Origin of the sequence: Streptomyces sp. NPDC057617 (assembly GCF_042800555.1) — a bacterium.
Classification (GTDB): Bacteria; Actinomycetota; Actinomycetes; order Streptomycetales; family Streptomycetaceae; genus Streptomyces.
Window position 1 is genome coordinate 299173 of record NZ_JBHVGV010000011.1, and the last position, 11775, is coordinate 310947.

The following is an 11775-nucleotide window of genomic DNA, read 5'->3' on the forward strand; positions in this document are numbered from 1 at the left end:
AGGGCCGCCAGTCCCCCCAGTCTAGGCGCGCCCCTCCACTTTCAGGCAGTACGCCCACCCCCCGCCGAAAGTCCCCCTAGGGATGACCAGAAGTCATCGTGCACGTCGGGCCGAGGGATGGGACCCCCGCTGTAGTCGGGGCCGTTGGCCGGGGTGGTCGGCTGGGCGACGTCCGACTCCTCGACGCAAGGGCTGTCGACCTCGAAGAACGCTTGGCCTCCACCACCGATGCTGAGACTGATCCCGAAACCATCTCCCGATTGCGCGTATACGGCCGGAAACTTCCTGCTGCTGTTCACGGACTTGATTTCGTAACCGCTCTGCCTCCAGAAGCGTTCAATCACGCCAAGGAAGCTTCCCCGCCGCGCCTCTGAAATAGCGGTCATCACCGCACGCCGCCTCGTTACATCGCAGCTCCCCACCGTGGTCTCACCGTGGGTCCAACGGACTTCCGGTTTGATGGCATCGAAAGTGGCGTCCAGGATCTCGTCCGCGCGACTCGCAGCTTCCTGAAGGTTCATTTCCGACCCCTTCTCTTTGTCCCGCAACTGTCCGCCTCCAGCGCATCCGGCCAGTAGTGCGCCCGCGAGCATCAGGGCATTGGTCGTTCCCGCCGTCGACCTCATCGCCGCCTCTCCGTCGTGATTTCACTGCCGTGCCCGGAAACGATCAGACCGATATTGTCCGCCGACTCGGCGTCCCGCACCGGGTTGAAGTAGTTGGAATGCGCCGGAGCGGCACCCTCACCGTCCAAGAACGGGCGCGGGCCGTCGTCCACAACAAAACGGCGTGCGCCAAAGGCCTTGCTCGCCGGGTCCTTGCCGAACCAGAGGTCGTCGTCCCCCACATCACCAGCCTCACCGCCGATATACGCGCCGGGCGGCCCCGCCACGTACAGCCCCGCCGCCGCAAGCGCGGACTGCTGCTTGGACGGGAGCTTGGTCACCGGATCGTTCTCAGCGGCGCCGACGAAGACGTGATCTCTTCCGACGCCCAAATGCTCCGCACGATCGACGCCCACTCCCGGACTACCCACCAGAACGATGTCGTCCGCACCTGGAATTCCGCCCTCTTGCTGCGCGGCGGCACCCACTGTTCGGGAGCCATAGGAATGGCCGATAGCGGTCAGGTGGAGATCCTCATGCTGGTTAGTTGTCGTCAATCCGCTCATAAAGCTGTTGAAAGCGGGTGCACCCTGCTCGGCCCGACGCGACCCCATTACGGCGAAGTTGCCCGCCAGGCTCTGGGAATCCGGCATCTGTGGCGCGTCGTAGCCAAGCCAGACAATGGCCGCGCTTGACTCGTCATACTTCTGCGCCCCCACCGCCGTATCCCGCGCCCTCTTCACATCGTTCCGCGCGAATTCCTCGTCCAGCGCCGTCCCCAACCCCGGCACATACGCCGACACATTCCTCGCCGTATCCGGATTCCCGTACGAGACGATCGCTCTTCCATTCCCTTCCGCCCCGATCCCCAGCAGAAGCATCGGCGGATGCCCACCCGCCCGTAACTGCTCGTCGATCGCACGCAAACCCGCCAGCCGCACCCCCGCCCCCTCCTCCCCCCGGCCCTCCAGCTCACCGATCAGCAGTGACAGGTTGTCCCGGTTCGCCGCGTCGCGGATCGCGGACGGGATGCCGTCCAGGTTGCCGATCTCGTCCGGGTAGACCGCCAGGTACTCCTCCCGCTGCTCCTGGGGCAGGCCGTCCCACCAGGACTTGCGTTCCGCCGGGGACTTGTCCCTGGGGATGGCGTCCCGTAAGTACTCGTCCGCGAGCCCGCGCACCACCCGCGCGTCCCCGTTCGCGTCCGCCCACATCGCGTCCGTGACGCGCACGCCGTCCTCCGCCGTCAGTTTCACCAGCGTCGCGGTGTAGCGCGCGTCGACGGCACGCGCCTCGGCGACCGCGTGCGCGATCGTGTCCGCGATCTCCTGCGCCTTCTCCGCCAGCGGATTCGGCGGCGCCAGCGGCGGTCGCGGGGACAGCAGGGGCGGCAGCGTGCTGCCCTCCGCCGTGCCGCCCGGGAGCTTCTCCCGGGAGATCAGGTCCTCGCCCGCCGGCGGATAGCTCACCGAACCGTCCGCGTGGACCGTGAACTTCAGCCCGGCCGCGTCGTCCAGCGCCGCCCGCAAACGCCGCTGAGGCGCCCTCAGCTCCTGGGCCAGGCTGTTCAGCGTCGTACGGACCAGACCGCACTCCGTATACGCGTACTGGAAGTTACGGCTCAGCTCCGCCAGCCGCGCGACCGCCGCGTCCGCCGCCTCGCCCTCCTGGGTCGTCTCAAGGCCCGCGAGGATCTGCTTGTCGATACGGTCGCGCGCGGCGTCCGCGCGGTTGCTGGCCCGGCCCCAACCGTCCGCCGCCGCCTCCAGCTCGGAGCACTTCAGGTCACGCAGCCGCGCCCAGGTCAGCGCCCCGCCCGCCCCGGAACCGCCCGCGGAACCACCCCCTGCCCCGCCGCCGAGCCCGCCACCCCCGAGCCCGCTCACCGCGCACCCCCGCCGAGCCCGCCACCGACACCGACCCCCGCAGGCGCAGCGAACGAGACCAGCGCCGACCGGATCTCCGTCTCCGTCTCGCCCTGGTCCCGCGCCACCGCCCGCAACTGGACCGCCAGCCCCGCGCACTCCCCCATCACCGACTCGATCCGCCGCTCCCACGACCCCCGTACCGTCCCCAGCACCGCCGCCGCGGCCAGCCCCTCCGTACCGGCCGCCACCCCCTCGTGCGCGGCCGCGAACTCGCCCCGTACCAGGCTCATGTGCGTACGCAACGCCTCCGCCGCCCCCGCCGCCCGCGTCCAGGGACCGCCGCTGTGCCGCAGCCCGCCGGCGCGCGGAGCCGGTACGCCGCCGGCCATCTCGATCAGGCGTCGCCAGTCGTCCGAATACCCCGCGTGCTCCGAGTACCCCGCCATGCCGCTCGCCCCTGTTCCTCTTCCGCGTTCCTCACCGCGATGTGGACGGCACTGTCCCAAAGCCGGGCAGGGGCCGGCCGCGCCCGTCAACAGGGTTCGGGAGCGCGTACGTACGGGGAAACCACCCGCGGTCCAGGCATTCCGAGGCCATCGGCCGCCCGGCCCGACAGCCGTGCGGCGCCGCCAAGTTCACCCGTACGGTGCCCCGCCCGCGCCATGAGTCCCACCGGTCACTCCGGTACGGCGCCCCCGCCCCCGGACCGGCCTTCCGTCACGCGCGCCCCGGGGCGCTGACCGTAAAGGTGTAACAACGACAGTCATTGCCCGGAGTCACGCTCCGTGATACACAGAGTAACCATGCGCGGACACACATGGCAGATCCACGCCAGCTCAGCGGGGTGTGATCGGTCATATGTGCGGGGATCGGGTAAAGAGAGCCGCCAAGCGGCATACGAGAGCGGTTCCATCAGCGAAGATAGAGCGTGACCCATGCCATGAGGGCGTGGGCGTAACAACCCAACAGGGGCGGTGAGTTACATGTACCTGGCGGCCGAGAAGGGCGACATCACCACCATCATCGGTGGCATCGCGCCGAACTGGGGGCCTTTCGGGACACTGGGGAACGAGGCTCGCGTCATGATCGAGGTCGTGATGGCCGTAGCCATCCTTCTCTGCCTCGGCATCGCGATCTGGGGCGCGGCCAAACAGCGGATCGGAGCGACGGCGCTCAGGGACACGTTCAGCGCGGAGCAGGGCAAGGGCCTGATCGTCGCCGGGCTGACCGGAGTCTTCATCATCGGCTCGCTGGGCACGCTTTTCACCATCGTCTACGGAATGGCCGTCTAGCGGCGGCCGGCCCCGAGTCCCCGGCCGGGGCCCCGGCCCCTGTCGCCCCACCGTCCTCACCGTTGTCGTCAGTCCGTACCGGGCGTGCCCGGACCACCCTCAACACCACCCGTCCGTCGCACCCACCGGCTGAGGTTGCGTCTCCCTGATGTCGAGTCACCACACCGCGCCCGCGCGGCACCCAGCACGGCTACCGTCGTACTGCACGGACCGCACGTACTGCACGTACTACACGGACACGGACTGCGCGGACCGCACGGACCACCAGGACCCGCACTCGGCTGAGGGGGCGTACGCGGCATGAGCTACGGCGACGAGCACGGCTACGGCGACGGCCCGGGCCGTACGGACGACGGCTTCGGCGGTACGGGCCAGACGCGTACGCGCCTGCCCGACGGCAGAAGCGGCGACCTGTACGGCGGCGGCCCCCGCCGCCCGGCCCGCGGCTCACGCTCCCTCATCACCGTGGTGGGCGTGGTCGTCCTCCTCATCGCGGCCATCGCGTTCGCGAACCGCGGCGGGGACAAGGGCGCCGAAGGCGCCAAGGGCACGGGCGGCGGCGCGGCCGCCGCGCCGACGGCGGCGTCGGGCGTCAAACCGGTGACGGGCAAGAACGGCACGATCCCCGCCGGCTTCCCCCACACCGAACAGGGCGCGGCAAGCGCGGCGGCCAACTACGCGGTGGCCCTGGGCTCCGACGGCATGTTCGGCCAGGACAGCCGTGACAGCATCGTCGAGACCGTCTATGCGCCGGACGCGGCGGGCAGGCTCAAGGACACCCTGGACGCCGCGTACACAGTGGAGTTCCTGCAGAAGCTCGGCCTGGACGCCAACGGCAACCCCCCGGAGGGCAGCACCTTCGTGTCCCGGACGATCCCCGTGGGCACCAGCGTCAAGAGTTTCGGCGGCGACAGCGCGAAAGTGTCCGTCTGGTACACGGGCCTGATCGGAATGTCCGGTCCCGGCTCGACGGACCCGGTCAGCACGACCTGGAAGACCTGGACCTTCGATCTCCGGTGGCTGGAGAACGACTGGCGGATCGTCACCGAATCGCAGCAGGACGGGCCCGCGCCCGTCCCCGGCGATGTGGCGGCCTCCACCTCGGACGAGATCAACAAGGCTGTCGAGCAGTACGGAGGCTTCACGTATGCCAGGTAGCTCCCGACACCGCGCTCGCACGGTCGTCGCCGCTCTGACGGGTGTCCAAGCCGCGCTCCTCATGCTCGCGGGGCGCGCGGCCGCGGCCCCGACACCCACCCCCACGCCCACACCCTCGTCGACCGCCGACCAGGGCGACTGCGACCTTCTGAAGGGGCTCGTCAAGGAGTACTGCGAGAACGGCGACATCGGCACGGGCCGGTCCGGCCCTCCCAGCACCCCCGACGCCCTCGACCCCCTCTCCTCCCTGGCCCGCGGCTGCGCCGACGCCGCCGCGTGGATCGTCGGGAAGCTCAGCGACGCCGTGACGGCGACCGCCAATGTCGACTTCACCAACGCCGCCTTCCTCCGTCAGTACGCCGTCATCTTCGCCGCCTCCACCGTCCTCACCCTCGTCATCTGGCTCCTCGCCGTCGCCAAGCGCGCCATCCGCGGCGTCCCCCTCACCACCGCGCTCTCCGAGGCCATCGGCTTCCTCTGGCTGACCGTCCTCGCCTCCGCCTTCACCCCGCTCATCCTCTATACGGTCGTCTCCGCCACCGACGGCGTCACCGAGGTCATCTCCACCTCCACCGGCGGCCAGACCGATGTCTTCTTCGGCGGCTTCGCCGAGGCCCTCAAGAAGGGCGACGACATCGGCGGCGGCCCGATCATGCTGATCGTCGTCGCCCTCGTGTCGATCCTCGCCGCCGGCATCCTCTGGCTGGAACTGGTCATCAGGGCCGCGCTGCTGTACGTGGGCGCCCTGCTCGGCACCGTCGTGTACGCCGGGCTCGTCGACAAGAACATGTGGGGCCATGTCCGCCGCTGGGCCGGCATCATGATCGCCGTCATCATGGTCAAACCCGTGATCGTGATCGTCCTCGGCCTCGCGGGCGCGCTCTCCGCCGACGACGGCCCCGACGCCTTCTCCGCCGTGGTCTCCGGCCTCGCCATCATCCTGCTCGCGATCTTCGCCTCCGCGATGATCTACCGCTTCGTACCCGGCTTCGGCGACGAGATCGCCTCGTCCCGTACCAACAGGAAGCAGGCCACGGACGGTTCGCAGGCCGCCGCCCTCATCAGCTCGCCCGCCGCCCTCGTCTCCCAGGGCATCAAGACCCACAGCAGCCGCAACCACCAGCAGCAGGGCAACAGCGGCGGCCAGGGCGGCCGGCCCGCCAACCCCGTCTCCGGCGGCGTCGCCGCGCACAGCGCCCGCCCCTCGGGCGGCATAAGCGGCGCAGGCGGAGGCGCGGGCGGCGGAGGCGGCACCCCCGCCGCGCCCCCGCCCCGCAGCGGCGGCCCCACCAGCGGCCCCCACAGCTCACGCGGCACAGGCCTCGGAGGAACCGGAACCGGTAACAACAGCACTGGAGGTGGAGGGCGTTGACGACCCAGTCCCACCCGATCACGCCCCGCCGTACGTATCTCATCGGCCGCGCCCGGCCGAACGCGATCGTCGGCAAGAACCGCGAGACCGGCGAGATCGCCCTGATCGTCGCCGGCGCGTTCGTCGGCATGATGTGCGGGCTCCTCGTGCCCGTCCTGCCGCTGCGCATCGTGACCCTCGCCGGCTTCCCGCTCATCGCGCTGGCCGCCGTCTACGTACCGTACAAACACCGCACGTTCTACAAGTGGTACGAGATCAACCGCAGCTTCAAGCGCACCCTCCGCGCCGGTACGGTCTACCGCTCGGCCGCCATGGAGGCCGGCACCTCCCTCGACGGCCGCGAGGTCGAGATCGGCCCGCCCCCCGGCATCGGCCGGATCAACTGGCTGGCCGCGCCCTTCGGCCCCGACGAGATCGCCGTACTCCTGCACGCCGACCGCCGCACCGTCACCGCCGCCATCGAGATCGAGGGCCCCGGCGTCGGCCTGCGCGACAGCGAGGACCAGGAGGCCCTCGTCGACCGCTTCGGCACGCTCCTCAAGCATGTCGCCAACGGGGACGGCTTTGTCACCCGCCTCCAGATGCTCGCCCGTACGCTGCCCGCCGACCCGGACGCGCACGCCAAGGACGTCGCCCAGCGCGGCGACGTCGCCGCCCCCGAGTGGCTCCAGGAGTCGTACGACCAGCTCCAGTCCATGGTCTCCACCTCCAGCGAGCAGCACCGCGCCTATCTCGTCGCCTGCATGCACTACACCCGCGAACTGGCCGCCGAGGGCCAGGCCATGGCCCGCGCCGCCCGCCAGGCCTCCGGCACCAGGCGGCTCGACCGGGACGCCGGCCTCGCCGTCGTCATGGCCCGCGAGCTGACCGACATCTGCGCCCGGCTCGCCGAGGCGGACATCCGGGTACGGCAGCCCCTCGGCCAGAGCCGGCTCGCCTCCCTCGTCCACTCCATGTACGACCCCGACCACCCCATCGACCACATCCAGGCCATGACGAAACGAAACGCCTGGCCGGCCGAGCTGGACGCGATGGAACCGACGTATCTGCAGGCCAAGACCCGTGAGTCGTCGACCCGCGCGCCCTGGTGCCACTCCACCGCCTGGGTCAAGGAATGGCCCATGACCCCGGTCGGGGTGAACTTCCTGGCGCCGCTGCTCGTCCACACCCCCGATGTGATCCGTACGGTCTCCGTCACCATGGACCTCGAACCGACCGAGATCGCGATCGAGCGGATGCTGACGGAGAAGACCAACGACGAGGCGGAGGCCAGCCGCGCCGCCAAGATGAACCGCACAGTCGACCCGCGCGACATCGCCGCGCACGGACGGCTCGACCAGCGGGGTGAAGATCTCGCCAGCGGGGCAGCGGGAGTCAATCTCGTCGGGTACATCACAGTGTCGTCCAGGACACCCGAGGCACTGGCCAGGGACAAGCGGACGATCAGAGCCTCGGCGGGCAAGTCGTATCTGAAGCTGGAGTGGTGCGACCGCGAGCATCACCGCGCGTTTGTGAACACCCTGCCGTTCGCGACGGGCATCCGCCGCTAGCACCGCTCAGCCAGCCCAGCCAGCCACCGCGCCGAGAAAGGGGCCTGTGGTGCGAGATCCGCTCTCCGTCCTCACGGATGCCTTCACCAGCTTCCTCTTCGGGAAGGTGGAGACGACCAGGCTGCCCGTCCGTACGTCGACGGGCCAGGCCCAGGCCGTCTATCTGCCCACCGCGGCCCCCGGCCTCGGCGACTCGGGCGTGATCATCGGCCGTGAGGTCTACAGCGGCAAGGGCTATATCTACGACCCCTTCCAGCTCTACGGCCAGCAGCTCCCGGCCCCCCACTGGCTGGTCCTCGGCGAGTCCGGCAACGGCAAGTCGGCGCTGGAGAAGACTTATGTCCTGCGCCAACTCCGCTTCCGCGACCGCCAGGTGGTCGTCCTGGACGCCCAGGGCGAGGACGGCGTCGGCGAGTGGAACCTGATCGCCCAGGAGCTGGGGATAACCCCCATCCGGCTGGACCCGATGGCCGCGCTCGACGGCGGCATCCGGCTCAACCCCCTCGACCCGTCGATCACCACGACCGGCCAGCTCGCCCTGCTCCGTACGATCATCGAAGTCGCCATGGGACACGGCCTCGACGAGCGCTCCGGCTTCGCGCTCAAGGTCGCCCACGCCTATGTCAACGAGACCATCGTGCACCGCCAGCCCGTCCTCATGGACATCGTCGAGCAACTGCGCCACCCCGAGCCCGAGTCGGCCGAGGCGATGAATGTCGATTTGGACGATGTACGGGCCTGGGGCCTGGACGTGGCACTGGTCCTGGACCGCCTCGTCGACGGTGACCTCCGGGGCATGTTCGACGGCCCGACCACCGTCGGCATCGACCTCGACGCCCCCCTGATCGTCTTCGACCTCTCGCACATCGACCGCAACTCGATCGCGATGCCCATCCTGATGGCGATCGTCGGCGTCTGGCTGGAGCACACCTGGATCCGCCCCGACCGCAGGAAGCGCATCTTCCTGGTCGAGGAGGCCTGGCACATCATCAACTCGCCCTTCGTCGCCCAGCTCTTCCAGCGGCTCCTCAAGTTCGGCCGCCGGCTCGGCCTGTCCTTCGTGGCGGTGGTCCACCACCTCTCGGACGTCGTGGACGGCGCGGCGGCCCGCGAGGCCGCGGCCATCCTCAAGATGGCCTCGACCCGCACGATCTACGCCCAGAAGGCCGACGAAGCACGCGCGACCGGCCGGGTCCTCGGCCTGCCCCGCTGGGCGGTGGAGATCATCCCGACCCTCACCCCCGGTATCGCGGTCTGGGACGTCAACGGCAATGTCCAGGTCGTCAAACACCTGGTCACCGAGGCCGAACGGCCGCTGGTCTTCACCGACCGCGCCATGACCGAGAACTCCGAGGCGTCGGACGCCGCCGACGCCGCCGAGGCACTGGCCGCCGGACTGCCCGCGGACATGCAGGCCGCGGAGTGGGAAGCGGAGCAGCGCGCGATCCTCCTTGAGCGGCAACGGCAGTTCAACGAGTCCTCCGAGTCGACGGTGGCGTGACATGCCGCGCCACCACGACGGCCAGGGCCGGGGCCGGGGACGAGGTCCGGTGTACGACAGAGGCGACAGCGGCCAGACCCGCGGCGGCATCCCCGACGGGCTGCTGGTGGGCCTGCTCGGCTTTGTCCTGGGCCTGTCCCTGCTGGTCTGGACGGCCACCGGGCTGGCCGGCCTGTTCACCCACGGCGCCTGGCCGCAGGCGGTGACGTACGGCCGTACGCCCCTGGCGATGCGTCAGCTCGCCGCCGCGCCGCACGATGTGGCGGGCGCCTGGCCCGGCACCCCGCCGGACCAGCTCTCCGGGTACGGACTGTTCTGGGGCCTGCTGATAAGCCAGCTCATGGTGCTGACCGTCCTCGCGGTGTTCGTCCTGGGCGTGGTGGCGCGGTACCGAGTGGTACGAGCACGCCGCCGCGAACAGCACCACGCGGACCGCGAACGGGCGGCCGGGACCCGCGACAGGCTCAGCAAGGGGCCCATGAACGAGGGCGCCAGGAGCGGGGAGACCTGGAGCGAGGACACCGGACCGGGCGTCACGGCCATGATGGTGGCCCCGGCCCCGGGCCCCGCCGCGAGCCCGCAGCCGTCCGCCTCGACGACGGCACCGGCAACGGCACCAGTACCGCCCGAGCCCGTGTCCGTACCGCCCATCGCCACCACACCCGCACCCGCGCCCTCGCTCGCCGCCGCACCCGTCTTCGCCGCCGTCCCCGCTCCCCGTACCGAACCGCCCGTACGGTACGGCGATCCCCTCACCCGCCGCCCCACCGCCGTCCAGGCCATCCTGGATGCCGAGGGCCCGGCGCTGGTCGTCACCTCCGACCCGACCGTATGGGCCGAGACCAAGGACGCGCGCGCCAAGCTCGGCCCGGTCCTGCTGTACGACCCCGGCCATCTCTGCGACACCCCGGCCCGTATGCACTGGTCGCCCACGGCCGGCTGCGAGGACCCCGCCACCGCCGCCGCCCGTGCGACCGCGCTGCTCACCCCCGTACGCCCGCACGCCCTGCTCGACGCCGCCATGGCCGACACGGCCGAAACGCTCCTCAGGTGCTGGCTGCACGCCGCGGCCGTGGACGGACGGCCGTTCAAACAGGTGCACCGCTGGGCCCAGGGCGGCAGCGCCCACGAAGCGGTACGGATCCTCCGCACCCACCCCAAGGCGGCCTCCGGCCTCGCGGGCCTCCTGGAGTCGGCACTCACCGCCCACCCCGAACGGCGTGAAGTGGCCCAGCAGTTGACGGCCCGTACGCTCGCCGCCCTCTCCTCGGTCCATATCCGCGACGCCTGCACACCCAACAGAACCGATGCGCTCGCCCTGGATTCTTTTGTGAACGAGGGGGGCACTCTCTATGTGGTGGGTGAGCCGATCGAAGATCCGCGCTCCCGCCCGGGTGCGATGCCACTGCTCACCGCACTCACCTCGAACGTGGTCGAGCACGGCCGCCGCATGGCCGCACGGTCATCTGACGGTCGGCTCGACCCACCAATGACGCTCGTCCTCGACGATGTCGCCGCCGTGGCCCCGCTCCCCCAGCTCCCGGAGCTGCTGACCGCCGGCCGGGACCAGGGGCTGCCGGCCCTGGTCCTGCTCCGCTCCCGCCAGCAGGGCAAGGACCGCTGGCCTCACGCCGACCTCCAGGCCTTGTCGGACGGGGCATGACCCGCCGGTGACCCGTACGGGCCCGTCAGGGGCGCTCGATCGCCAGCTCCTGTTCCTTGGCAACCGGATCCGGCTGGAACGCCATGACCGTCCCGGTGGGTACGAAGCCGAGCTTGAGGTACGCGGCCCGCGCCCGGGGATTCTCCTCGTGGACATAGAGCCGTACGCGGGCCAGCCGCGGCTTCTCCTGCGCCCAGGCCCAGTCGAGCGCCTCCCCGATCAGCGCCCCGATCAGACCGCTGCCGCGCTGCTCGGGGCGTACATAGACACCGACGAGATGGCCCTGGGCCTGGGCGATGGTGGCCCCGAAGAAGTCGCTGCTGCCGGCATCCTCGACCAGCATGGCCACCGAGCCTGACCAACTGCCGTCCGGGGCCTCGGCGATGAACTGGCTCGATCGGCTCCCATGCCGGGGCGAGGCACCGGTGGCCCGCTGCCGCCAGTACGAGTCGGGGTGCGCGAGGCCCTGCTCGTACGTCTCCAGAAACGCCACCGGCGCGGCCGGGTCCTGGAGGGCGAGCAGCCGGAGTTCCTTGACCTTGGCCCACTCGTCGGGCCGTACGGCACGTATCACATGCTTCATGCACCGATACTCCGCGCAGGAGACTCCGCTCGCAAGGCGATTTTGAACGCAGAAATGCCCCGTATCGATGAACGATACGGGGCATTTCTATAAAGTTTGTTCGGCGGCGTCCTACTCTCCCACAGGGTCCCCCCTGCAGTACCATCGGCGCTGTAAGGCTTAGCTTCCGGGTTCGGAATGTAA

Annotated in this window: 10 protein-coding genes and 1 rRNA gene; 6 read left to right on the plus strand and 5 right to left on the minus strand. The window is 70.2% G+C overall.

Annotated features, from left to right (window positions below; all coding sequences use genetic code 11):
• Positions 1 to 41: 41 nt before the first annotated feature.
• From ACFU9P_RS26805 to ACFU9P_RS26815, 3 genes are read right to left on the minus strand one after another with little or no spacing between them, the layout of a single operon-like run.
• Positions 42 to 626, minus strand: coding sequence for a hypothetical protein (locus ACFU9P_RS26805; RefSeq protein ID WP_384085381.1), 585 nt, complete (start codon positions 624 to 626; stop codon positions 42 to 44).
• Positions 623 to 2491, minus strand: coding sequence for an alpha/beta hydrolase (locus ACFU9P_RS26810; RefSeq protein WP_384085384.1), 1869 nt, complete (start codon positions 2489 to 2491; stop codon positions 623 to 625). Before ACFU9P_RS26810 ends, ACFU9P_RS26805 begins: the two co-directional genes overlap by 4 nt.
• A complete protein-coding gene (locus ACFU9P_RS26815) occupies positions 2488 to 2919 on the minus strand; it encodes a hypothetical protein (protein ID WP_384085387.1) in 432 nt (143 codons plus the stop codon). Before ACFU9P_RS26815 ends, ACFU9P_RS26810 begins: the two co-directional genes overlap by 4 nt.
• 537 nt (positions 2920 to 3456) lie before the next feature.
• Here ACFU9P_RS26815 and ACFU9P_RS26820 point away from each other — a divergent pair.
• The 6 genes from ACFU9P_RS26820 (at position 3457) to ACFU9P_RS26845 (ending at position 11009) form a co-directional block, all read left to right on the plus strand.
• Positions 3457 to 3765, plus strand: coding sequence for a hypothetical protein (locus ACFU9P_RS26820; RefSeq protein ID WP_003985768.1), 309 nt, complete (start codon positions 3457 to 3459; stop codon positions 3763 to 3765).
• Between the two features lie 300 nt (positions 3766 to 4065).
• A complete protein-coding gene (locus tag ACFU9P_RS26825; RefSeq protein ID WP_384085390.1) occupies positions 4066 to 4923 on the plus strand; it encodes a hypothetical protein in 858 nt (285 codons plus the stop codon).
• Positions 4913 to 6295: a hypothetical protein gene (locus tag ACFU9P_RS26830; RefSeq protein WP_376385719.1), complete on the plus strand. Its 1383-nt coding sequence runs from the start codon at positions 4913 to 4915 to the stop codon at positions 6293 to 6295. The genes ACFU9P_RS26825 and ACFU9P_RS26830 overlap by 11 nt, the downstream gene beginning before the upstream one ends.
• Positions 6292 to 7845, plus strand: coding sequence for an SCO6880 family protein (locus tag ACFU9P_RS26835; RefSeq protein WP_384085395.1), 1554 nt, complete (start codon positions 6292 to 6294; stop codon positions 7843 to 7845). Before ACFU9P_RS26830 ends, ACFU9P_RS26835 begins: the two co-directional genes overlap by 4 nt.
• 49 nt (positions 7846 to 7894) lie before the next feature.
• A complete protein-coding gene (locus tag ACFU9P_RS26840; RefSeq protein WP_384085398.1) occupies positions 7895 to 9346 on the plus strand; it encodes an ATP-binding protein in 1452 nt (483 codons plus the stop codon).
• A 1-nt stretch (position 9347) separates the two neighbouring features.
• On the plus strand, positions 9348 to 11009 hold the full coding sequence (locus tag ACFU9P_RS26845; RefSeq protein ID WP_384085401.1) for a type IV secretory system conjugative DNA transfer family protein: 1662 nt from the start codon (positions 9348 to 9350) through the stop codon (positions 11007 to 11009).
• A 25-nt stretch (positions 11010 to 11034) separates the two neighbouring features.
• On the opposite strand, the gene ACFU9P_RS26850 is transcribed toward ACFU9P_RS26845, so the two are convergent.
• Positions 11035 to 11592: a GNAT family N-acetyltransferase gene (locus ACFU9P_RS26850; RefSeq protein WP_384085404.1), complete on the minus strand. Its 558-nt coding sequence runs from the start codon at positions 11590 to 11592 to the stop codon at positions 11035 to 11037.
• A 98-nt stretch (positions 11593 to 11690) separates the two neighbouring features.
• Positions 11691 to 11775, minus strand: a 5S ribosomal RNA gene (gene rrf, locus ACFU9P_RS26855); the annotation flags it as partial.

What these genes read in the sequence shown, in the direction of transcription:
- ACFU9P_RS26820 (WP_003985768.1), top strand. Translation starts at nt 3,457, where the DNA reads ATGTACCTGGCGGCCGAGAAGGGCGACATCACCACCATCATCGGTGGC.
- ACFU9P_RS26805 (WP_384085381.1), bottom strand. Translation starts at nt 626, where the DNA reads ATGAGGTCGACGGCGGGAACGACCAATGCCCTGATGCTCGCGGGCGCA.
- ACFU9P_RS26850 (WP_384085404.1), bottom strand. Translation starts at nt 11,592, where the DNA reads ATGAAGCATGTGATACGTGCCGTACGGCCCGACGAGTGGGCCAAGGTC.
- ACFU9P_RS26845 (WP_384085401.1), top strand. Translation starts at nt 9,348, where the DNA reads ATGCCGCGCCACCACGACGGCCAGGGCCGGGGCCGGGGACGAGGTCCG.
- ACFU9P_RS26830 (WP_376385719.1), top strand. Translation starts at nt 4,913, where the DNA reads ATGCCAGGTAGCTCCCGACACCGCGCTCGCACGGTCGTCGCCGCTCTG.
- ACFU9P_RS26825 (WP_384085390.1), top strand. Translation starts at nt 4,066, where the DNA reads ATGAGCTACGGCGACGAGCACGGCTACGGCGACGGCCCGGGCCGTACG.
- ACFU9P_RS26815 (WP_384085387.1), bottom strand. Translation starts at nt 2,919, where the DNA reads ATGGCGGGGTACTCGGAGCACGCGGGGTATTCGGACGACTGGCGACGC.